This window comes from Tatumella sp. UBA2305, from assembly GCF_002345795.1.
Lineage (GTDB): Bacteria > Pseudomonadota > Gammaproteobacteria > Enterobacterales > Enterobacteriaceae > Tatumella > Tatumella morbirosei.
Map to the genome: position 1 here is coordinate 91,208 of NZ_DDVT01000019.1, position 21,799 is coordinate 113,006.

Consider the following 21,799-nt stretch of genomic DNA (forward strand, 5'->3'; position numbering starts at 1 on the left):
GAAGGTGCCTCAGGGCACCTTCACCGGCTTATTTTTTCAGTCTGGACTGGAATTCACGTTCGGTGTAACCAGTATACAACTGACGTGGACGGGCGATTTTCATACCTTCTTCATGCATTTCAATCCAGTGGGCTATCCAGCCTACGGTCCGGGCCATGGCGAAAATCACCGTAAACATGGACGTTGGGATACCCATGGCCTTGAGGATCAAACCTGAATAGAAATCGACGTTCGGGTACAGTTTACGTTCAATAAAGTACGGGTCGTTGAGCGCGATATGTTCAAGAGCCATTGCCACTTCCAGCAGGTCATCCTTCATATTCAGTTCTTTCAGCACTTCGTGACAGGTTTCACGCATCACGGTAGCTCGCGGATCATAATTTTTATAGACCCGGTGACCAAAGCCCATCAGACGGAATGAATCGTTTTTATCTTTGGCGCGACGAATAAATTCCGGAATATGGTCGACGGTTTCAATCTCTTCCAGCATTCGCAGAGTCGCTTCGTTGGCACCGCCATGCGCCGGTCCCCATAATGAAGCTATCCCTGCGGCGATACAGGCAAACGGGTTTGCTCCGGAGGAACCCGCGGTGCGGACGGTAGAAGTCGAGGCATTTTGCTCATGATCGGCGTGCAGAATCAGGATTCTGTCCATCGCTCTTTCCAGCACCGGATTCACCACATAGTCTTCGCACGGGGTGGCAAACATCATATGCAGGAAGTTACCGGCGTAAGAGAGGTCATTACGTGGATAGATAAACGGCTGTCCAAGCGAATATTTGTAGCACATCGCAGCAACGGTTGGCATTTTTGACAGCAAACGGTAAGCAGCAATATCACGGTGACGCTGGTTATTGACATCCAGCGAGTCATGATAAAATGCGGCCAGAGCACCGGTTACCCCGCACATCACCGCCATCGGGTGTGAATCACGGCGAAATCCGTGGAACAGCCGGGTGATCTGCTCATGAATCATGGTATGGCGGGTGACAGTAATTTTGAATTGCTCATACTGTTCAGGAGTCGGAGCCTCACCGTACAGCAGGATATAACAGACTTCCAGGTAGGTGGAATTTGTCGCTAATTGTGAAATAGGGTAACCACGATGTAACAGAATCCCCTCATCACCATCGATGAAAGTGATCTTTGATTCACAGGACGCGGTGGAAGTAAAACCCGGGTCAAAAGTATATAATCCGCTGTTCCCAAGAGCACGAACATCTACCACATCCTGGCCCAGTGTACCTTTGAGGACATCGAGCTCTACAGACGTTGTTCCCTCCAGGGTTAACGTCACTTTCTTGTCTGTCATTTTGGTCTCCTTTAGCGTCTCATTGCAACCATCAAGAACGCCAAAATATGCGCAATACTGGCCTAAAAAACATACCTCACATTACATTACTGCTCAGGTCGATTACATTTTTTAAAAAACCTGTGACCGCAGGAAGGTCTATGATTGTGATTGCCCGCTGAATTTTGGCATTGAGATGTCTCTATAATAATTGCCTAAGCGATGTGCTTCCGAACAGTTATATAACGTACGGTTATCGGAAAGTCTATCCTGATCAACGTAGGACTATGATAACGATTTCCCGAACAAATATGTGAAAAAAATGTTTGTTTAATGTAAATTGGCTGGGAGGTATCGGCCAGGTTGTTAGTATCGTGATGGTGATCACCCTTCTGCCGAAATTTACCCAAACAGTTTGTAGGGTAATTGTAATCAGAATGTGATCAACCTATACTTTATGAAGGTCTCCGGAATTACCTGCAATCAGGAGTCACCCAGCGTTTTTACGCGTCATTTAACACTGGATGTTACTGTCAGGGGGTCGGAAAAGTCAGGCTACAGGCTGATTTTTACGTTCCTGCAGGACCGGAGGAAGCTAAAATAATAAAGAGCTGTGTGGGCAAAACCTTGAAAAAACAAAGACCTGTCAATCTTGATCTCTCAACGATCAAGCTTCCCTTGACTGCAATAGCGTCCATCCTCCACCGCGTATCCGGCGTGATTACTTTTGTCGCTGTCGGTATCCTGCTCTGGTTACTTGGATTATCTCTCTCCTCCCCTGAAGGTTTTCAACAGGCTGCAGCCATTATGAGTGGTTTTGTGGTCAGGTTCATTGTCTGGGGCATTCTGACGGCACTGGCGTATCACATTGCCGGCGGTATTCGCCATCTGTTGATGGATTTTGGTTTTCTGGAAGAAACCCTGGCTGCGGGTACTCGTTCTGCTCAGGTGACTTTTGGAATCACTGTTGTTCTTTCTGTTCTGGCGGGAGTTCTTTTATGGTAACTAACGCGTCTGCACTGGGCCGTAACGGTATTCACGACTGGTTACTGCTGCGGGGTGCTGCTATCGTCATTGCCCTCTATGTGGTCTATATACTGGGTTTCTTTATCTTTACCAGCCACATCACCTTTGATGTCTGGCACAGTTTCTTCTCTGCAACCTTTACCCGTGTATTCACTCTTCTGACGTTATTTTCGATTCTGATTCATGGCTGGATCGGTATGTGGCAGGTGCTGACCGATTATGTCAAAAATGTAGCATTACGGCTGGTAGTGCAGGGCCTGGTCGTCCTGGCGTTATTAACGTATGCGATTTACGGAACGATTATCGTGTGGGGTGTGTAAATGAGTTTGCCAGTCAGAGAGTTTGATGCCGTAGTGATTGGTGCCGGCGGCGCAGGTATGCGTGCAGCACTACAGATTTCTCAGTCAGGGCAAAGCTGTGCCCTGTTATCAAAAGTTTTTCCTACCCGTTCGCATACAGTATCTGCGCAGGGCGGTATCACCGTCGCGCTGGGGAACACCCATGAAGATAACTGGGAATGGCACATGTACGACACTGTAAAAGGGTCTGATTACATCGGTGACCAGGATGCTATCGAATATATGTGTAAAACCGGACCGGAAGCTATTCTGGAACTGGAGCATATGGGGCTGCCGTTTTCCCGTCTGGATGATGGCCGTGTCTATCAACGCCCGTTCGGCGGACAATCAAAAAATTTTGGCGGTGAGCAGGCAGCCCGGACTGCAGCGGCCGCTGACCGTACCGGTCACGCCTTATTACACACTCTGTATCAGCAGAACCTGAAGAATAAAACCACCATTTTCTCCGAATGGTATGCACTGGACCTGGTAAAAAACCACGAAGGTGCCATCGTCGGTTGTACAGCACTCTGTATCGAAACCGGAGAAGTGGTCTATTTCAAGGCGAAAGCGACCATCCTGGCGACTGGCGGTGCCGGACGTATTTATCAGTCAACCACTAATGCGCATATTAACACCGGAGACGGGGTCGGAATGGCGCTGCGTGCCGGAGTCCCGGTTCAGGATATGGAGATGTGGCAGTTCCATCCGACAGGTATTGCAGGTGCCGGTGTTTTGGTGACAGAAGGTTGCCGCGGGGAAGGTGGGTATTTGCTGAATAAGCACGGTGAGCGTTTTATGGAGCGTTATGCACCGAATGCCAAAGACCTGGCTGGCCGTGATGTGGTTGCCCGTTCCATGATGATTGAGATTCGTGAAGGCCGTGGTTGTGATGGTCCGTGGGGACCTCACCTGAAACTGAAACTTGACCATTTAGGCAAGGAAGTTCTGGAGTCTCGTTTACCCGGGATTCTGGAGTTGTCCCGTACCTTTGCTCATGTCGATCCGGTCAAGGAACCGATTCCGGTGATCCCAACCTGTCACTATATGATGGGCGGTATTCCGACCCGGGTGACAGGCCAGGCACTGAATATCGACGAGAATGGCAATGATGTGGTGATTCCGGGGCTATTTGCGGTGGGTGAAATTGCCTGTGTTTCTGTACATGGTGCAAACCGTCTGGGCGGTAACTCCCTGCTGGACCTGGTGGTGTTTGGTCGTGCAGCCGGACTGCATTTACTTGAATGTATTGAAGAACAGGGCCCTCTGGCTGATGCCAGCGAAGAAGAGATCAATGCGGCTCTGGCGCGCTATCAGCGTTGGGATAATAACACCTCCGGTGAAGATCCTGCGGAAATCCGCAAAGCCCTGCAAACCTGTATGCAGCATAACTTCTCGGTATTCCGTGAAGGTGATGCGATGGCAAAAGGCCTGGAAGAGCTGAAACAGATTCGCGAACGTCTCAAATCAGCGCGTCTTGATGATCGTTCCCCGGATTTCAACACCCAACGTGTTGAGTGTCTGGAGCTGGATAATCTGATGGAAACTGCGTACGCCACCGCAGTGGCAGCGAACTATCGTACTGAAAGCCGTGGTGCCCACAGTCGCTTCGACTTCCCGGACAGGGATGATGAAAACTGGTTGTGCCATAGCCTGTATTTGCCACAAACCGAGAGCATGACCAGACGCGAAGTCAACATGCAGCCTAAGTTACGTCCGGCGTTTCCGCCGAAAATCCGTACTTATTAATCGGTGGAGAGAAACGAATGAAACTAGAATTTTCGCTGTACCGGTATAACCCTGAAGTTGATGATGCCCCAAGGATGCAGGATTACACGCTGGAGGCAGAAGAAGGCAGGGATATGATGTTGCTGGACGCGCTGATCCGCCTGAAAGAACAGGACCCGACGCTGGCTTTTCGTCGCTCCTGCCGTGAAGGGGTCTGTGGTTCCGATGGCCTGAATATGAACGGTAAAAATGGTCTGGCATGTATTACGCCGGTTTCAACGTTGCGTGGGAAAGGGAAAATTGTTATCCGTCCTTTACCGGGGCTACCGGTCATTCGTGACCTGGTGGTGGATATGGGGCAGTTTTACGCTCAGTACGAGAAAATTAAACCGTTCCTGCAAAATAACGACCGTAATCCACCGGCCCGTGAAAATCTGCAATCTCCTGATGAGCGTGCTCACCTGGACGGATTGTATGAATGTATCCTGTGCGCCTGTTGCTCAACGTCCTGTCCGTCATTCTGGTGGAACCCGGACAAATTTGTCGGACCTGCAGGTTTGCTGGCGGCTTATCGCTTCCTGATCGACAGCCGCGATACTGAAACCGATGCGCGTCTGGATGAACTGGATGATGCATTCAGTGTTTTCCGCTGTCATAGCATTATGAATTGTGTGAACGTTTGTCCGAAAGGACTGAACCCTACCCGCGCAATTGGCCATATTAAGTCTATGCTGTTGCAACGTGGTGCCTGAAGTTGCTACCGGGAAGCCTGTGCTTCCCGGTACTTTATGGAAACCTCTTTAAATCTTTTATCTCCCTGGCAGGCTGGTAAAGGGTTTACAAAGGTTCCCTTGCGGACAAAGGAAGAATTTCTGTGTTCGCTTCGTTGAACCTGAGAGGCAGTGTGACTGTTGAAAGTAATCTCGCATGTCCATAACACCTTGTTTAATGGTATAAAATAAGGTGACGCCTATCTCAGGCGGTCGTTCAGGAGAAAGGTTAGCTCCTGACTGGGTGTCTGAGATGAATGGATGGACTCACATGCAGAATTTACTGCGGAATGGCATTCATCGGCCGGCGCATTGTCCCGGAACATCCGTGAAAACGGCAACAACAACTACGAAAAGCATGATAATGCATAAGGGATCACCATGCAGAACAGTGCAATGAAACCCTGGCTGGATTCTTCCTGGCTGGCGGGCGCGAACCAGTCATACATAGAACAGTTGTATGAGGATTACCTCACCAGCCCCGATTCTGTGGAACCTGTCTGGCGGGAACTGTTTGATCAATTCCCTGCAAATGACCTTCGTCCGGAACAGTTTCATTCGACGACCCGTGATTATTTCCGCAGGCTGGCGAAAGATTCCACCCGCTATACTTCCTCTGTCACCGACCCGGCAGCTAATTCACGGCAGGTAAAAGTATTACAGTTAATCAATGCTTTCCGGTTTCGTGGACATCAGCAGGCTAATCTTGACCCACTGGGACTGTGGAAACAGGAACCGGTCCCCGATCTGGACCCGGCATTTCACGAGCTGACCGCAGAAGATTTCGGCGAAACCTTTAACGTGGGTTCCTTTGCCATTGGCAAAGACACCATGAAACTTGCCGATTTATATGAAGCACTGAAACAAACCTATTGTGGTTCGATCGGTGCTGAGTATATGCATATTAACAACACCGAAGAAAAACGTTGGATCCAGCAAAGGATTGAATCGGTGGTGGGGCATGCCAGCTTTACTCAGGCCGAGAAAAAAGGCTTTCTGAAAGAGCTGACGGCGGCCGAAGGTATGGAAAAATATCTTGGGGCAAAATTTCCGGGTGCTAAACGTTTCTCACTGGAAGGTGGTGATGCGTTAATTCCTTTGTTGCGTGAAATGATTCGTCACGCAGGAAAACACGGTACCAAAGAAATGGTTCTGGGGATGGCTCACCGTGGTCGTCTGAACGTACTGATTAACGTTCTGGGTAAGAAAACTCAGGATTTGTTTGACGAGTTTGCCGGAAAGCACAAAGAGCATCTGGGCACCGGTGATGTCAAATACCATATGGGCTTCTCGTCAGACGTCGAAACAGAAGGCGGACTGGTGCATCTGGCTCTGGCTTTCAACCCGTCGCATCTGGAAATTGTCAGTCCGGTAGTCATGGGTTCTGTAAGGGCGCGTCTGGACCGTCTGGCTCAACCCTCTATTGATCAGGTTCTGCCTGTCACTATTCACGGTGATGCTGCAGTCACTGGCCAGGGCGTCGTTCAGGAAACCCTGAATATGTCTCAGGCCCGCGGCTATGAAGTGGGCGGAACTGTGCGGATTGTGATTAATAATCAGGTGGGATTCACCACCTCTAACCCGCATGATGCCCGCTCAACTCCTTATTGCACTGATATCGGGAAAATGGTGCTGGCGCCGATTTTTCACGTGAATGCGGACGATCCGGAAGCGGTGGCTTTCGTCACCCGTCTGGCTCTGGATTATCGTAATACCTTTAAACGTGACGTGTTTATTGATCTGGTGTGCTACCGCCGTCATGGACATAACGAAGCTGATGAGCCAAGTGCGACTCAGCCGATCATGTATAAGAAAATCAAAAAACATCCGACCCCTCGTAAAATTTATGCCGATCGCCTGCAGGAAGAAGGGGTGATCAACGGTGAAGATGCGACGGAAATGGTCAACCTGTACCGTGATGCCCTCGACGCCGGAGAGTGTGTAGTCGAAGAGTGGCGGCCAATGAGTCTCAATACTTATACCTGGTCACCGTATCTTAACCATGAGTGGGATGAAACCTATCCGGCAACCGTGGATAAAAAACGGTTACAGGAGCTGGCTCGGCGGATCAGTCAGATCCCTGAAGGTATTGAAGCTCAGTCAAGGGTACTGAAAATCTACCGTGATCGTCAGGAAATGGCCGAAGGCAGTAAACCCTTCGACTGGGGAGGGGCTGAAAACCTGGCCTATGCCACACTGGTCGATGAAGGGGTGCCGATTCGTTTGTCAGGTGAAGACACCGGGCGCGGGACCTTTTTCCACCGTCACGCGGTGATCCATAACCAGATTAACGGTTCTACCTATACTCCGCTGCAACATGTCCACAATGGCCAGGGCAAATTTAAAGTCTGGGACTCCGTATTGTCTGAAGAAGCGGTACTGGCCTTTGAGTATGGTTACGCTACTGCGGAACCCCGCACTCTGACTATCTGGGAAGCTCAGTTTGGTGACTTTGCTAACGGCGCTCAGGTGGTGATTGATCAGTTCATCAGTTCCGGTGAGCAGAAGTGGGGTCGGATGTGTGGTCTGGTGATGTTACTGCCGCATGGCTATGAGGGGCAGGGGCCGGAACACTCATCAGCCCGCCTTGAGCGCTATCTGCAGCTCTGTGCTGAACAGAATATGCAGGTTTGTGTGCCATCTACACCGGCTCAGGTTTATCACATGCTACGTCGTCAGGCGTTGCGCGGTATGCGACGTCCACTGATAGTGATGTCACCAAAATCTTTGCTGCGTCATCCGCTGGCGGTGTCCGGGCTGGATGAACTGGCAGAGGGTTGTTTCATGCCGGCGATTGGCGAAATTGATGAGTTGGATCCGGAAAATGTCCGTCGGGTGGTGATGTGCGCCGGTAAGGTTTATTACGATTTACTTGAGCAGCGTCGTAAGAATGGTCAGCAGGATGTCGCCATTATTCGTATCGAGCAACTGTATCCGTTCCCGCATCAGGTTGTGCAGGAAATCCTGCAATCTTATTCACATGTCACCGATTTTGTGTGGTGTCAGGAAGAGCCGCTGAATCAGGGGGCGTGGTATTCCAGTCAGCATAATTTCCGTGAAGTTGTTCCGCAGGGAGCGTCATTGCGCTATGCAGGTCGTCCTGCATCAGCCTCGCCTGCTGTGGGGTATATGTCTGTTCACCAGCAGCAGCAGCAAGAGCTGGTAAATGATGCGCTGAACGTCGATTGATTATAAGGAAAGATAATGAGTAGCTTAGATATTCTCGTTCCCGATTTACCGGAATCTGTTGCCGATGCCACCGTGGCTACCTGGCATAAAAAACCGGGCGATAGCGTCCAGCGCGATGAAGTGCTGGTAGAAATTGAAACCGACAAAGTTATTCTGGAAGTACCGGCTGTGGCAGACGGTGTTTTGGAAGCGGTACTGGAAGACGAAGGCGCGACAGTTACTTCACGTCAGCTATTGGGTAGGCTGAAAGAAGGTAACAGTAATGGTAAAGAATCTGCGGTGAAAACCGAGGCCGCAGAATCGACTCCGGCTCAGCGTCAGACTGCTTCACTGGAAGATGAGTCCAACGACAGCCTGAGCCCGGCTATCCGCCGTCTGATTGCAGAGCATTCTCTGGATGCTTCACAAATTAAAGGTAGCGGTGTCGGTGGTCGTCTGACCCGTGAAGATATTGAGAAACACCTCGCAGGTCAGCGGAAGCAGGAAAAACCGGCAGCAGCCAGCGACGCCCCTGCTGCACAACCCGCTCTGGCAAATCGCAGTGAAAAACGCGTTCCAATGACACGTTTGCGTAAACGTGTGGCAGAACGCCTGCTGGAAGCCAAAAACAGCACCGCCATGTTAACGACCTTCAATGAAATTAACATGCAGCCGATTATGAATCTCAGAAAACAGTATGGTGAAGCTTTTGAGAAGCGTCACGGTGTGCGTCTTGGCTTTATGTCTTTCTACATCAAAGCGGTGGTCGAGGCTCTGAAACGTTATCCGGAAGTCAATGCTTCCATCGATGGCGATGATGTCGTTTACCACAACTATTTCGATGTCAGTATTGCAGTCTCCACCCCTCGTGGTCTGGTAACCCCGGTATTACGTGACGTAGACGCACTGAGCATGGCGGAAATTGAGAAGAAAATTAAAGAGCTGGCGATTAAAGGTCGTGACGGCAAACTGACTGTTGAAGAGCTGACCGGGGGTAACTTTACGATTACCAACGGTGGGGTATTCGGTTCGTTAATGTCTACGCCAATTATTAACCCGCCACAGAGTGCCATCCTTGGGATGCACGCCATTAAAGATCGTCCTATGGCGGTCAACGGCCAGGTCGTTATCCTGCCGATGATGTATCTGGCTCTTTCTTACGATCACCGTTTAATCGACGGACGCGAGTCTGTGGGTTATCTGGTAGCGATTAAAGAGCTGCTGGAAGATCCGGCGCGCCTGTTGCTGGATGTCTGATTTTTAGCCTGGCGCGTCTGAGACGCGCCTGTTTTTTTTCTTTTCAGAACTGAATGGACAGAACATCATGAATCTACATGAATATCAGGCAAAACAACTGTTTGCCCGGTACGGTTTACCTGCTCCTGTTGGGTATGCCTGCACAACGCCACGTGAAGCCGAAGAAGCTGCGTCGAAAATCGGTGCCGGCCCGTGGGTGGTAAAATGTCAGGTCCATGCCGGCGGACGTGGTAAAGCGGGTGGCGTTAAAGTCGTCAACAGCAAAGAAGATATTCGCGCATTTGCGGAGAGCTGGTTAGGTAAAAATCTGGTGACTTACCAGACCGATGCCGCGGGTCAACCGGTTAACCAGATTCTGGTGGAAGCTGCGACGGATATTGATAAAGAGCTGTACCTGGGAGCGGTAGTCGATCGCAGTAGTCGTCGCATTGTGTTTATGGCTTCTACCGAAGGCGGTGTTGAAATCGAAAAGGTGGCTGAAGAGACTCCGCATCTGATCCATAAAATGGCGCTTGATCCACTGACTGGCCCGATGCCTTATCAGGGTCGTGAACTGGCCTTTAAACTGGGTTTGCAGGGTAAACAAGTCAGCCAGTTCGCTAAGATCTATATGGGGCTGGCTACTCTGTTCCTGGAGCGTGATCTGGCACTGGTTGAAATCAACCCGCTGGTGATCACCAAAACCGGTGATCTGATCTGTCTGGACGGCAAATTAAGCATCGACAGTAACGCGATGTTCCGTCAGCCAGAACTGCGTGAAATGCACGATCCAAGTCAGGAAGATGCCCGTGAAGCTCAGGCTGCGCAGTGGGAACTGAACTATGTGGCTCTGGAAGGCAACATTGGCTGTATGGTCAATGGTGCCGGACTGGCAATGGGTACTATGGATATCGTTAAACACCATGGCGGTCAGCCAGCTAACTTCCTGGATGTTGGTGGTGGAGCAACGAAAGAGCGTGTGACCGAAGCCTTTAAAATTATCCTGTCCGACAGTGCCGTGAAAGCCGTGTTTGTTAACATCTTCGGTGGCATTGTGCGTTGCGATCTGATTGCTGACGGTATTATCGGTGCTGTTGCCGAAGTGGGCGTTAGCGTGCCGGTGGTGGTACGTCTGGAAGGAAACAACGCAGAGCTTGGCGCGAAAAAGCTGGCAGAAAGTGGTTTAAATATTATTGCAGCAACCAGTCTGACAGACGCGGCTCAACGCGTGGTTGCAGCCGCGGAGGGCAAATAATGTCAATTCTGATCGATAAAAATACTAAAGTTATTTGTCAGGGATTCACTGGCGGACAGGGGACATTCCACTCTGAACAGGCAATTGCTTATGGTACTCAGATGGTAGGGGGGGTTACGCCGGGTAAAGGCGGAACCACACACCTGGGACTGCCGGTATTCAATACCGTGCGTGAAGCCGTAGAGCAGACCGGAGCTACCGCGTCGGTTATTTATGTTCCGGCACCTTTCTGTAAAGACAGTATCCTTGAAGCTATTGATGCCGGTATTAAACTGATCATCACCATCACTGAAGGTATTCCAACCCTGGATATGCTGACCGTTAAAGTGAAGCTGGATGAAGCGGGCGTGAGAATGATCGGTCCAAACTGCCCGGGGGTTATTACTCCTGGTGAGTGTAAAATCGGTATTATGCCGGGTCATATCCATTTGCCAGGCCGTGTGGGTATTGTGTCCCGCTCCGGAACACTGACCTATGAAGCGGTTAAGCAAACAACCGACATTGGCTATGGTCAGTCTACCTGTGTTGGGATCGGTGGTGACCCGATTCCGGGATCAAACTTTATCGACATCCTGAAAATGTTTGAACAGGATCCTCAGACCGAAGCCATCGTCATGATTGGTGAAATTGGCGGAAGTGCTGAAGAAGAAGCTGCAGCCTTTATCAAAGAGCATGTGACCAAGCCGGTTGTCAGCTATATCGCTGGTGTGACTGCGCCTAAAGGTAAGCGTATGGGCCATGCGGGTGCCATTATCGCCGGGGGTAAAGGGACTGCAGATGAGAAGTTTGCTGCGCTGGAAGCGGCTGGCGTGAAAACCGTTCATAGCCTGGCAGACATTGGTGATGCGGTGAAATCGGTATTACCTGCCCGCTAATGAGTCGTGGTATTGAAAAACCACCGGTCTGAGTGACCGGTGGTTTTTTTTGACTGGCAGGGCAGACGTATTTTACTGAGTGATGAAAATTAACTAATTGTAATCATAAAGGAAAAATTCACTCAGTAAATCGCGATGTTTATTTGTTGTTTAAATGAAATTAAACTGTAAAGGAAATATATCAAAATTAATCGTAATGCACTAAGATTTGTTCTGTGGTTAATGAATTGCGAAATTTAAGCTACCTCCTTTGTTTTTCAACGGAACTGAATGGTTCTCTTATACTGCTCTCTGGATTTTTGATTGTTATGCAGAGTAAGTTTTGATCTAACAAACTTTTTATCGACAAATAACGATTTAGATCAATAAACCGTGATTTATATCTATTTTATCCGCTGGCTATAAATAAGCATTTCGGATTAAATTGTCTTAGGTCAATTTGGTTTTTTCTTTTAGTTTATTCCATTAATTACTGTTTGATAAAAATCAATTATTTACGCCTGAAGAACTGCTGAGGAGACCAGAAGGATGCCAGGTATCACCTGCCAGCCTGCCGATATCCAAGGTTGACGCTGAATAACCGGTTAATTAACTGCCGGAGTACCGGACGAACCATTAACCGCTAAAAGTAACGGCTTATTCTCTGACGACCGGAAGCAACCATTTGTTATCTGATGAGAATTATTTATTAAAATGAGCAAGGAGTCAGGATGTTTGATATCGTCGAACTGTCTCGCCTACAGTTTGCCTTGACTGCAATGTACCACTTTCTGTTTGTGCCACTAACGTTAGGTATGGCGTTTTTACTGGCTATCATGGAAACAGTATATGTATTGAGCGGCAAACAAATTTATAAAGATATGACGAAATTCTGGGGCAAACTGTTTGGGATAAACTTCGCCCTCGGTGTTGCTACCGGATTGACGATGGAATTTCAGTTCGGGACAAACTGGTCATATTATTCCCATTATGTCGGAGATATCTTTGGTGCGCCGCTGGCCATCGAAGGTTTGATGGCGTTCTTCCTCGAATCTACGTTTGTGGGTTTATTCTTTTTCGGTTGGGACCGGCTGGGAAAAGTACAACATTTGTCTGTGACCTGGCTGGTGGCATTGGGTTCGAATATGTCCGCCCTGTGGATTCTGGTCGCTAACGGATGGATGCAGAATCCGGTTGCCTCAGAATTTAACTTTGAAACCATGCGTATGGAGATGGTGAGTTTCTCTGAGCTAGTGTTGAATCCGGTGGCACAGGTCAAATTTGTGCATACCGTCGCTGCGGGCTATACCACCGGAGCGATGTTTATTCTTGGGATCAGTGCTTACTACCTGCTGAAAGGGCGGGATATTGCTTTCGCGAAACGTTCATTTGCGATTGCGGCAAGCTTCGGAATGGCGGCGGTATTATCAGTGATTATCCTGGGTGATGAATCAGGTTATGAAATTGGTGATGTGCAGAAAACCAAGCTGGCGGCCATCGAAGCTGAATGGGAGACTCAACCTGCTCCGGCTTCCTTTACTCTGTTTGGTATTCCTGACCAGCAGACAGAGAAGAATAACTACTCCATCCGGATACCTTACCTGCTTGGGTTGATTGCTACACGTTCGGTGGATACTCCAGTGACAGGGTTAAAAGATCTGCTGGCGCAGCATGAAGTCAGAATCCGTAACGGCATGAAGGCCTATGCCTTACTGAATGAACTGAGAAACGGCAGCCAGGATCCAACGGTGCGTGCTGAGTTTAATCAGACTAAAAAAGATCTGGGTTATGGATTATTGCTGAAACGCTATACCCCAAATGTCACGGATGCCACCGAAGCTGATATTGCCAAAGCGACCAAAGACTCAATTCCACAGGTTGCTCCACTCTATTTTGCCTTCCGTATTATGGTGTTGTGTGGTGTGTTATTACTGGCAGTCATTGCGATCTCTTTCTGGAGTGTCCTACGTAACCGTATTGGTAAAAGCCGCTGGTTGCTTAAAGCAGCATTATACGGCATTCCGTTACCCTGGATTGCCGTCGAGTCTGGCTGGTTTGTGGCTGAATATGGACGCCAACCATGGGCTATCGGCGAGGTATTACCTACCGCGGTAGCAAATTCGTCGTTAACGGCAGGAGACCTGTTGTTTTCAATGGGATTGATTTGCGGCTTGTATACCCTGTTCCTGGTGGCGGAAATGTACCTGATGTTCAAATTTGCACGACTGGGTCCGAGTAGTCTGAAAACTGGCCGTTATCATCACGAGAAGTTGTCAGCAACTACGCAGCCGGCACGATAACTCAGGAGAGCTCACATGTTTGATTATGAAGTTTTGCGCTTTGTCTGGTGGCTGTTGGTCGGGGTGTTATTGATCGGGTTTGCCGTCACCGATGGTTTTGATATGGGGGTGGGAATGCTCAGCCGCATTATCGGACGAACAGATATTGATCGTCGGATAATGATCAACAGTATTGCCCCACACTGGGATGGTAACCAGGTATGGCTGATTACAGCAGGCGGAGCGCTGTTTGCCGCATGGCCGACAGTTTATGCCGCTGCCTTTTCCGGATTTTACATCGCAATGATTCTGGTTCTGGCATCACTGTTCTTCCGGCCGATTGGTTTTGACTACCGCTCAAAACTGGCTGACAGCCGTTGGAGAGGGATGTGGGACTGGGGGATCTTCATTGGAAGCTTTGTGCCTCCACTGGTGATTGGTGTGGCATTCGGTAACCTGTTGCAGGGCGTACCCTTCCATATGGATGAATACCTGCGGCTGTTTTATACCGGCAATTTCTTTATGTTGCTCAATCCGTTTGCACTGCTGGCAGGCATTGTCAGTCTGATGATGATCCTGACCCAGGGTGCTGCCTATTTGCAGATGCGTACCACCGGTGAGTTGTACCTGCGCAGCCGCAGTATGACTCAGATTACCACACTGATTATGCTGGTCTGTTTCGTACTCGCCGGGATCTGGGTAGCCTATGGAATTGAAGGCTATGTCGTGAAAAGTGTGATTGACCATCATGCGGCATCCAACCCTGTTGGAAAAGATGTTGTCAGAGAAACCGGAGCATGGATGGCTAATTTCAAAGCGTCGCCTGTGCTGTGGGTCTTCCCGGTGCTGGGAGTCGTTTTACCATTACTGACGGTATTGTGCTCACGGATGAATAAAGGTGCATGGGCATTCATTTTCTCATCACTGACAATTGCCTGCGTTATCATGACCGCCGGTGTGGCTATGTTCCCGTTCATTATGCCTTCGGACACTAATCCGGGAATGAGTCTGACCATGTGGGATGCAACGTCAAGTCTGCGTACGCTGACCACCATGACATTTGCGGCCATTATCTTTGTACCGCTGATACTGGCTTACACCGCATGGTGCTACTACAAAATGTATGGTCGTATCACTAAAGATGACATCGAACGTAATAGTCATTCACTGTATTAAAAGAGAGGTCAATGATGTGGTATTTTGCCTGGATACTTGGCACGCTGCTGGCTTGTTCTTTCGGCATCATGACTGCGCTGGCACTCGAAAATGTCAGCAAAGGGCATGAGGACGAGCAATCCTGATGCAGCAAATGGCAGGCAGGTTATATAACCTGACAGATAAGGCCCTGCTACGGGGCCTTTCACTCTGTGCGGCGTTGCTAATCGCTGGCTGTATTCTGTGGAACCCGGCACGTATTGCATTGTCTCCCGGAATACACAACACCCTGTGGGGATTAGCGTTGATTTGGGCGGTATGCAGCGGGGTGATTCATGGTTCCGGGTTCGTGATTCGCTCAACGCTCTGGAAAGTGGTCTTTAATCCGCTGATTGCCTGGATGATCCTGCTGGCTGCACTGTTACGTTACTTTGTGTTTTGACAGGCATCAGACGTTTCCCGTCCGGTCATAAGAGTAATAAGATATTTCACCCCGCATCGCTCAGAGCGGGGTTTTTGTTTGTTCCGGCATGACTCTCCGCAGTTTCACTCTGATAATTGCACTACAAGGTAAAAAAACTTAAGGTTTTGTCAGATTTGTACCGTCCTCATCGCGGTAGTGTGTCAGCAGAAATAATTATTTTCACAGGTCAGGATTGTCCCATTCCAAACCCCATTTCACTTGCGTATAGTATGCTGGTTTAACTTAATACCAGGATGTAGGGTGAGTAACTTACTGTTTCATTGGCCGGTCAGAGTCTATTACGAAGACACCGATTCGGGCGGGGTGGTTTACCACGCCAGTTATATTGCTTTCTATGAACGAGCCCGGACCGAAATGTTGCGCCAGTGCGGTTTTACACAGCAAACGCTGTTAGAACAACAGGTGGCATTTGTGGTACGGCGTTTGACGGTGGATTATATTGCTGCGGCCCGGCTTGATGACTTACTGCAAATTGAGAGTGAAGTCAGCGAGTTGGGACGTGCGACTATGACCTTCCGGCAGCGAATGCTAAATTCAGAGGGCAAGCTGATTAATGAAGCAGAAGTTCTTATTGCCTGTATCAACACACACCGTATGAAGCCTATTGCGCTTCCTAAGTCCATTGTCGCGGAGTTCAAGCAGTGACTGACATGAACATCCTTGATTTGTTCCTGAAGGCAAGCCTTCTGGTCAAATTCATTATGTTGATTTTGATTGGTTTTTCGATTGTTTCGTGGGCCATCATTATTCAACGAACTCGCATCCTTAATGCCGCAGGTCGTGAAGCCGAAGCGTTTGAAGACAAATTCTGGTCGGGTGTCGATCTCTCCCGTTTATACCAGGAAAGCCAGGGACGCCGGGAAGAACTGAATGGTTCAGAACAAATATTTTATGCCGGCTTTAAGGAATTTGCCCGTCTGCATCGTGCCAACGGCCATGCTCCTGAGGCTGTGGTTGAAGGTGCCAGCCGCGCGATGCGAATCTCTATGAATCGCGAACTGGAGAGCCTGGAAAATCATATTCCGTTCCTCGGGACTGTCGGCTCCATCAGCCCGTATATTGGTCTGTTTGGCACAGTGTGGGGAATTATGCACGCCTTCATTGCGTTAGGGGCTGTTAAGCAAGCAACCTTGCAAATGGTCGCACCGGGTATTGCGGAAGCTCTGATCGCTACGGCTATTGGTTTGTTTGCAGCGATCCCTGCGGTAATGGCCTATAACCGTCTGAACCAGAGAGTGAATAAGCTGGAGCAGGGCTATGACAACTTTACCGAAGAGTTTACCGCAATCCTGCATCGCCAGGCATTTACCAGCGAAAGCACTAAGTAAGCAGAGGTTGACTCATGGCCAGAACGCGTGGTCGCGCTCGTCGTGACCTGAAGTCAGAGATAAATATTGTACCGCTGCTGGATGTATTGCTGGTGTTGTTGCTGATATTTATGGCAACAGCGCCGATCATTACCCAGAGCGTCAATGTTGATCTGCCTGATGCTACTGACTCTAAGACAGTATCTACGGACGATAATCCGCCTGTGATCCTGGAGGTCTCTGGTGTCGGGCAATATACCATCGTTGAAGATCATCAACGTCTGGAACAACTCCCGCCAGAGCAGATTATCAGTGAGGCACAGCGTCTTCTTGAAACTAACCCGAAAAGTGTCTTTTTGATCGGTGGAGCTAAAGAAGTGCCTTACAATGAAATTATTAAGGCTTTGAATTTACTGCATCAGGCAGGAGTTAAGTCAGTAGGCCTGATGACACAACCGATTTAATTATCATACGTTTTTGGGAACCGAGAGTGTCGAAGGCAACCGAACAAAACGATAAGTTAAAACGCGCAATAATCATATCCGTTGCCCTGCATGTTCTGGTGATAGCGATACTGATTTTTAGTTCGTTTGACGAAAATATCCAACCCAGCGGTGGCGGGGGAGGAAGCGACATCGATGCGGTCATGGTCGATCCAGGGGCCATCGTTGACCAGTACAATCGTGAGAATGCTCAGCAATCTCAACAACCGGACGTAAAACAACAGCAACAAGCTGCGGCAAAACAGGCGCAGGAACAAGCTGATAAACAGGCCGCTGAACAAGCGAAAGAAGCTAAGCAGCAGGCTGAAAAAGAAGCAAAAGAGGCGGCTGAACAGGCTGCAGCAGCCAAAGCTGAGGCTGAACAACAGCAGAAAGCCGCGGAAGCTAAAGCTGCAGCGGCCGAAGCGAAAGCTCAGGCTGACCAGCGGGCTAAAGCTGCAGCGGCCGAAGCGAAAGCTCAGGCTGACCAGCAGGCTAAAGCTGCAGCAGCCGAAGCGAAAGCTCAGGCTGACCAACAGGCTAAAGCTGCAGCAGCCCAGGCAAAAGCTGAAGCGGAACAACAGGCAAAAGCCGCCGCCGCGGCAGCAAAAGCTAAAGCGGCGGAACAAGCCAAAGCTGCTGCAGCTGAAGCCAAAGCAAAAGCTCAGGAGCAGGCCAAAGCAGATGCTGCTGCAGCAAAAGCAAAAGCTGCCGCCGAGGCTAAAGCGAAAGCAGAACAGCAAGCTAAAGCACAAGCTGCTGCAGAGGCAAAAGAAAAAGCCGAACAGCAAGCCAAAGCTGAAGCCGCTGCTGAAGCTAAACAGAAAGCCGCAGCTGAGGCCAAAGCTAAAGCTGCTGCAGAAGCAAAAGAGAAGGCCGCCGCAGAAGCCAAAGCAGCGGCAGAGGCTAAAGCTAAAGCTGCCGCTGAAGCTAAAGCCGCAGCAGCAGCTAAGCAATCCAGTGAAGTCGATGACTTACTGGGAGGGCTGGCTTCGGGTAAGAATGCGCCTAAGAGCAGTAAACATGGTGGGGCTTCAGCTGCCGGCCAGGGAACCCAGAAAAAATCAGGGGCTTCAGGAGCAGCTATCTCCAGCTATATGAGCCAGGTGCAGGCAGCTATTCAGAGCAGGTTCTACGACCCTGATAGCTACGCAGGCAAAACCTGTGATGTACATATAAAACTGATGCCAAATGGAACCTTGATTTCAGCAGTTGCGGCAGGTGGAGATAGTGCATTATGCCAGGCCGCAATTACTGCGGCGAAAACGGCGCAGTTCCCTAAACCAAGCCAGGAAGTCTGGGAGCAGGTGAAAGATTCAACACTGGTGTTTAAACCCCAATAGTGAAGCCGGGGAAAGTATCGACTATGCTGTCAGAGGTAGTCGTACTTTTGTCAGATAATTATCGGAATTTATACGAATTATCATGAACACAATGTTCAGATAAGGGAGAGAAAATGAAGCATGCATTTCGTATAACCTTGAGTGTGTTCCTGCTGCTGTGGACGGTGGTTTCGCAGGCCGAAGTCCGTATTGAAATCACTCAGGGGGTTAACACCGCACGCCCAATTGGTGTGGTTCCGTTTCAGTGGGTAGGAAGTGGTGCGGCACCTGAAGACATCGGCGGTATTATTGCTGCTGACCTGAGAAACAGTGGTAAATTTAATCCGCTGGATCGCTCTCGTCTGCCACAACAACCTACGACTGCTCAGGCTGTGCAGCCTGCAGCATGGTCTGCTCTGGGTATTGATGCAGTTGTCGTAGGCCAGGTTCAGGGGAACCCTGATGGTAGCTATCAGGTTTCTTACCAGCTGGTGGATACTGCAGGGGCACCGGGCACTGTGTTAGCTCAGAACTCCTATAAAGTGACCAAACAATGGTTACGTTATGCGGCCCATACTGCGAGTGATGAAGTTTTCCAGAAACTGACAGGTATTAAAGGGGCATTCCGTACCCGAATTGCTTATATAGTGCAAACCAACGGCGGTCAGTACCCATGGGAGCTGAGGGTAGCGGATTATGACGGCTACAACCAGTTCGTGGTACATCGTTCTTCTGAGCCTTTAATGTCTCCTGCATGGTCACCGGATGGCAGCAAACTGGCCTATGTCACTTTTGAAAGTGGGCGCTCTGCACTGGTCGTTCAGACGCTTTCTAACAGCTCAGTTCGTATGATTGCCGATTTTCCACGGCATAACGGTGCGCCGGCATTTTCTCCGGACGGGACTAAACTGGCATTTGCATTATCTAAAACTGGCAGCCTGAACCTGTATGTCATGGACCTGGCTTCAGGACAGATTCATCAGGTCACTAATGCCCGTTATAACAGTACTGAACCTACCTGGTTCCCGGATAGCCAGACACTGGCGTATACTTCGGATCAGGCGGGTCGTCCGCAGATTTATAAAATTAATATTAACGGTGGAGCACCACAACGTATCTCCTGGCAAGGTAATCAGAACCAGGATGCGGATCTCTCCCCGGATGGTAAATTTCTGGTGATGATTAGCACTGCTAACGGTGCTCAGCATGTCACCAAACTGGATCTGGAAACGGGAGCCGTTCAAACATTAACGGACACGTATCTGGACGAGACGCCAAGTCTTGCACCTAACGGCACAATGGTTATCTATAGTTCTACCCAGGGTTATGGTTCCGTATTGCAGTTGGTTTCAATCGATGGGCGTTTCAAAGCGCGTCTTCCGGCGACTGATGGACAGGTATCATCACCTGCCTGGTCTCCGTATCTGTGATGCATGTGTAAATATGTATGGCAAACTATAATAGGATTTTGAAATGCAACTGAATAAACTGCTGAAAGGGTTAATGCTGGCTCTGCCTGTAATGGCTGTTGCTGCATGTAGCTCTCATAAAAATGATAATGATAGCGGTGCAACTACCGGGGGTGCTGACAGCGCTTACGGTAATGGCGCTAACGGCGGCAATATGTCTTCTGATGCGCAAGCTCGTCTGCAAATGCAGCAGCTGCAGCAGAACAATATTGTTTACTTTGGTCTGGACAAGTATGACATCCTGCCTGAGTTCGCTCAGATGCTGGATCAGCATGCTAACTTCCTGCGTAGCAACCCGTCATACAAAGTGACTATCGAAGGTCATGCGGATGAGCGTGGTACTCCTGAGTACAACATCGCGCTGGGTGAGCGTCGTGCAAATGCAGTAAAAATGTATCTGCAGGGCAAAGGCGTAGCTGAAGACCAAATGTCTATCGTTTCTTACGGTAAAGAGAAACCCGCAGTACTGGGTCATGACGAAGCCGCATGGGCTAAAAACCGTCGTGCCGTACTGGTTTACTAAGAGATTTATATGATTAGTAACTTCAGACTTCATACCCTGAGTCTGTCGTTACTGATTGCTGTAGCGGCCATTCCGGCCGCTCATGCTCAGGCGTCAATCAGTAGCGTTGGCTCTGGCTCGGTAAATGACCGGGTCACCACCCTTGAACGTATTTCAAATGCTCAGGCTCAGTTACTGCAACAGTTGCAACAGCAACTCAGTGACACCCAAAATGACATTGATTCTCTTCGCGGCGAAATTCAGCAAAATTCCTATCAGCTAAACCAGCTTGCAGAACAGCAGAAACAACTCTATCAGCAGATTGATTCGTTAAGCAGTAATAATGCTTCTGCTCAGAGCTCTGCAGCAGCTGTAAAGGCAGCCGGCGGTGATAATGGCGCTGATCAGACGGCAGCGCCTGCCGCAGGGAGTGCTCAGGCAACTCAGTCTGGCGATGCAAACAGCGACTATAATGCGGCTGTTGATTTGATCCTCAAACAGAAAAAGTTTGATGATGCGATCTCCGCTCTTCAGGCATGGGTAAAAAAATATCCGGATTCCACATACCAGCCGAATGCAAATTACTGGCTGGGCCAGCTTTATTACAATAAAGGCCGGTTAGATGATTCCGCATATTATTTTGCTACCGTGGTTAAAAATTACCCTAAATCACCTAAGGCACCGGAAGCTTTATACAAGGTGGGTGTAGTGATGCAGGATAAAAAAGATACCGCGAAAGCGAAAGCTGTGTTCCAGCAAGTGATCAAACTTTATCCGGGAACAGCACCGGCTAAAGCAGCACAAAAAAGACTGGCAGCGGGATAATGAACCTCATTATGCCCGGGAATTGTTCCATTTCAGGTCTTATCGGGTGAAAGGTAAGCAACCAACCAGTTTTTTTTAAATAAGGGTTGCGCTACCCAGTTAAATCAGTAATATATGCCGCCGTTGCCGGGTGATAAGCAATTAGCATCCGGTAATAATAAAAGAGGGTCGTTAGCTCAGTTGGTAGAGCAGTTGACTTTTAATCAATTGGTCGCAGGTTCGAATCCTGCACGACCCACCATCTTTTTAGATGGTGATGTTTCCACTCTTTTAAGTATTTTTGTGACGGGTCGTTAGCTCAGTTGGTA

20 protein-coding genes and 2 tRNA genes (1 of these 22 only partly in view) are annotated in these 21,799 nt (G+C 49.3%); 21 read left to right on the top strand and 1 reads right to left on the bottom strand.

The features are described from left to right. Nucleotides 1-28 precede the first annotated feature (28 nt). Nucleotides 29-1,312, bottom strand: coding sequence for a citrate synthase (locus B3Z23_RS12360; protein ID WP_294910421.1), 1,284 nt, complete (start codon nt 1,310-1,312; stop codon nt 29-31). Nucleotides 1,313-1,906: 594 nt separating this feature from the next. On the opposite strand from B3Z23_RS12360, the gene sdhC reads away from it, so the two are divergent. From sdhC to B3Z23_RS12465, 21 genes are all read left to right on the top strand, one after another. After that, complete coding sequence (gene sdhC / locus B3Z23_RS12365) at nt 1,907-2,296, top strand: succinate dehydrogenase cytochrome b556 subunit (protein ID WP_294910424.1); 390 nt, start codon at nt 1,907-1,909, stop codon at nt 2,294-2,296. Further along, nucleotides 2,290-2,637 carry a succinate dehydrogenase membrane anchor subunit gene (gene sdhD / locus B3Z23_RS12370; protein ID WP_294910426.1) on the top strand — a complete coding sequence of 116 codons (348 nt, stop codon included), beginning with the start codon at nt 2,290-2,292 and terminating at the stop codon, nt 2,635-2,637. Before sdhC ends, sdhD begins: the two co-directional genes overlap by 7 nt. Beyond that, nucleotides 2,638-4,404 carry a succinate dehydrogenase flavoprotein subunit gene (gene sdhA, locus B3Z23_RS12375; protein WP_038019167.1) on the top strand — a complete coding sequence of 589 codons (1,767 nt, stop codon included), beginning with the start codon at nt 2,638-2,640 and terminating at the stop codon, nt 4,402-4,404. It abuts the gene before it with no gap. 17 nt (nt 4,405-4,421) lie between these two features. Beyond that, nucleotides 4,422-5,135 carry a succinate dehydrogenase iron-sulfur subunit gene (locus tag B3Z23_RS12380; protein ID WP_294910428.1) on the top strand — a complete coding sequence of 238 codons (714 nt, stop codon included), beginning with the start codon at nt 4,422-4,424 and terminating at the stop codon, nt 5,133-5,135. A gap of 399 nt (nt 5,136-5,534) precedes the next feature. After that, nucleotides 5,535-8,342: a 2-oxoglutarate dehydrogenase E1 component gene (gene sucA / locus B3Z23_RS12385; RefSeq protein ID WP_294910431.1), complete on the top strand. Its 2,808-nt coding sequence runs from the start codon at nt 5,535-5,537 to the stop codon at nt 8,340-8,342. Nucleotides 8,343-8,357: 15 nt separating this feature from the next. Then, complete coding sequence (gene odhB, locus B3Z23_RS12390) at nt 8,358-9,578, top strand: 2-oxoglutarate dehydrogenase complex dihydrolipoyllysine-residue succinyltransferase (RefSeq protein WP_294910433.1); 1,221 nt, start codon at nt 8,358-8,360, stop codon at nt 9,576-9,578. 67 nt (nt 9,579-9,645) lie between these two features. Further along, nucleotides 9,646-10,812 carry an ADP-forming succinate--CoA ligase subunit beta gene (sucC, locus tag B3Z23_RS12395; RefSeq protein WP_294910436.1) on the top strand — a complete coding sequence of 389 codons (1,167 nt, stop codon included), beginning with the start codon at nt 9,646-9,648 and terminating at the stop codon, nt 10,810-10,812. Further along, nucleotides 10,812-11,687, top strand: a complete 876-nt coding sequence (gene sucD / locus B3Z23_RS12400) for a succinate--CoA ligase subunit alpha (RefSeq protein ID WP_294910439.1) — start codon at nt 10,812-10,814, stop codon at nt 11,685-11,687. The genes sucC and sucD overlap by 1 nt, the downstream gene beginning before the upstream one ends. Before the next feature lie 710 nt (nt 11,688-12,397). Further along, nucleotides 12,398-13,966: a cytochrome ubiquinol oxidase subunit I gene (cydA, locus tag B3Z23_RS12405; protein WP_294910442.1), complete on the top strand. Its 1,569-nt coding sequence runs from the start codon at nt 12,398-12,400 to the stop codon at nt 13,964-13,966. Nucleotides 13,967-13,981: 15 nt separating this feature from the next. Further along, on the top strand, nt 13,982-15,121 hold the full coding sequence (cydB, locus tag B3Z23_RS12410) for a cytochrome d ubiquinol oxidase subunit II (protein WP_294910444.1): 1,140 nt from the start codon (nt 13,982-13,984) through the stop codon (nt 15,119-15,121). 14 nt (nt 15,122-15,135) lie between these two features. After that, a complete protein-coding gene (gene cydX / locus B3Z23_RS12415; RefSeq protein WP_294910478.1) occupies nt 15,136-15,246 on the top strand; it encodes a cytochrome bd-I oxidase subunit CydX in 111 nt (36 codons plus the stop codon). After that, nucleotides 15,246-15,542 (top strand): cyd operon protein YbgE, encoded by a 297-nt coding sequence (gene ybgE, locus B3Z23_RS12420; RefSeq protein ID WP_294910446.1) that lies wholly within the window; start codon nt 15,246-15,248, stop codon nt 15,540-15,542. Before cydX ends, ybgE begins: the two co-directional genes overlap by 1 nt. A gap of 282 nt (nt 15,543-15,824) precedes the next feature. Then, nucleotides 15,825-16,229 carry a tol-pal system-associated acyl-CoA thioesterase gene (gene ybgC, locus B3Z23_RS12425; RefSeq protein WP_294910449.1) on the top strand — a complete coding sequence of 135 codons (405 nt, stop codon included), beginning with the start codon at nt 15,825-15,827 and terminating at the stop codon, nt 16,227-16,229. Continuing rightward, complete coding sequence (tolQ, locus tag B3Z23_RS12430; protein ID WP_038019198.1) at nt 16,226-16,912, top strand: Tol-Pal system protein TolQ; 687 nt, start codon at nt 16,226-16,228, stop codon at nt 16,910-16,912. The genes ybgC and tolQ overlap by 4 nt, the downstream gene beginning before the upstream one ends. 14 nt (nt 16,913-16,926) lie before the next feature. Then, nucleotides 16,927-17,355: a colicin uptake protein TolR gene (tolR, locus tag B3Z23_RS12435; RefSeq protein ID WP_294910451.1), complete on the top strand. Its 429-nt coding sequence runs from the start codon at nt 16,927-16,929 to the stop codon at nt 17,353-17,355. A 26-nt stretch (nt 17,356-17,381) separates the two neighbouring features. Continuing rightward, nucleotides 17,382-18,716 (top strand): cell envelope integrity protein TolA, encoded by a 1,335-nt coding sequence (gene tolA / locus B3Z23_RS12440; protein WP_294910454.1) that lies wholly within the window; start codon nt 17,382-17,384, stop codon nt 18,714-18,716. A gap of 113 nt (nt 18,717-18,829) precedes the next feature. Then, complete coding sequence (gene tolB / locus B3Z23_RS12445) at nt 18,830-20,125, top strand: Tol-Pal system beta propeller repeat protein TolB (protein WP_294910457.1); 1,296 nt, start codon at nt 18,830-18,832, stop codon at nt 20,123-20,125. A gap of 43 nt (nt 20,126-20,168) precedes the next feature. Next, nucleotides 20,169-20,687, top strand: coding sequence for a peptidoglycan-associated lipoprotein Pal (pal, locus tag B3Z23_RS12450; protein ID WP_038019204.1), 519 nt, complete (start codon nt 20,169-20,171; stop codon nt 20,685-20,687). 9 nt (nt 20,688-20,696) lie between these two features. After that, nucleotides 20,697-21,491 carry a cell division protein CpoB gene (cpoB, locus tag B3Z23_RS12455; protein WP_294910460.1) on the top strand — a complete coding sequence of 265 codons (795 nt, stop codon included), beginning with the start codon at nt 20,697-20,699 and terminating at the stop codon, nt 21,489-21,491. Nucleotides 21,492-21,656: 165 nt separating this feature from the next. After that, a tRNA-Lys gene (locus tag B3Z23_RS12460) sits at nt 21,657-21,732 on the top strand. A gap of 46 nt (nt 21,733-21,778) precedes the next feature. Further along, nucleotides 21,779-21,799: transfer RNA gene (locus B3Z23_RS12465), tRNA-OTHER, on the top strand (it continues 108 nt past the right edge of the window).

Excerpts from the sequence above, each read along its gene's own strand:
- B3Z23_RS12360 (WP_294910421.1), bottom strand. The coding sequence starts at position 1,312 with ATGACAGACAAGAAAGTGACGTTAACCCTGGAGGGAACAACGTCTGTA.
- sdhD (WP_294910426.1), top strand. The coding sequence starts at position 2,290 with ATGGTAACTAACGCGTCTGCACTGGGCCGTAACGGTATTCACGACTGG.
- sdhA (WP_038019167.1), top strand. The coding sequence starts at position 2,638 with ATGAGTTTGCCAGTCAGAGAGTTTGATGCCGTAGTGATTGGTGCCGGC.
- B3Z23_RS12380 (WP_294910428.1), top strand. The coding sequence starts at position 4,422 with ATGAAACTAGAATTTTCGCTGTACCGGTATAACCCTGAAGTTGATGAT.
- sucA (WP_294910431.1), top strand. The coding sequence starts at position 5,535 with ATGCAGAACAGTGCAATGAAACCCTGGCTGGATTCTTCCTGGCTGGCG.
- odhB (WP_294910433.1), top strand. The coding sequence starts at position 8,358 with ATGAGTAGCTTAGATATTCTCGTTCCCGATTTACCGGAATCTGTTGCC.
- sucC (WP_294910436.1), top strand. The coding sequence starts at position 9,646 with ATGAATCTACATGAATATCAGGCAAAACAACTGTTTGCCCGGTACGGT.
- sucD (WP_294910439.1), top strand. The coding sequence starts at position 10,812 with ATGTCAATTCTGATCGATAAAAATACTAAAGTTATTTGTCAGGGATTC.
- cydA (WP_294910442.1), top strand. The coding sequence starts at position 12,398 with ATGTTTGATATCGTCGAACTGTCTCGCCTACAGTTTGCCTTGACTGCA.
- cydB (WP_294910444.1), top strand. The coding sequence starts at position 13,982 with ATGTTTGATTATGAAGTTTTGCGCTTTGTCTGGTGGCTGTTGGTCGGG.
- cydX (WP_294910478.1), top strand. The coding sequence starts at position 15,136 with ATGTGGTATTTTGCCTGGATACTTGGCACGCTGCTGGCTTGTTCTTTC.
- ybgE (WP_294910446.1), top strand. The coding sequence starts at position 15,246 with ATGCAGCAAATGGCAGGCAGGTTATATAACCTGACAGATAAGGCCCTG.
- tolR (WP_294910451.1), top strand. The coding sequence starts at position 16,927 with ATGGCCAGAACGCGTGGTCGCGCTCGTCGTGACCTGAAGTCAGAGATA.
- tolB (WP_294910457.1), top strand. The coding sequence starts at position 18,830 with ATGAAGCATGCATTTCGTATAACCTTGAGTGTGTTCCTGCTGCTGTGG.
- pal (WP_038019204.1), top strand. The coding sequence starts at position 20,169 with ATGCAACTGAATAAACTGCTGAAAGGGTTAATGCTGGCTCTGCCTGTA.
- cpoB (WP_294910460.1), top strand. The coding sequence starts at position 20,697 with ATGATTAGTAACTTCAGACTTCATACCCTGAGTCTGTCGTTACTGATT.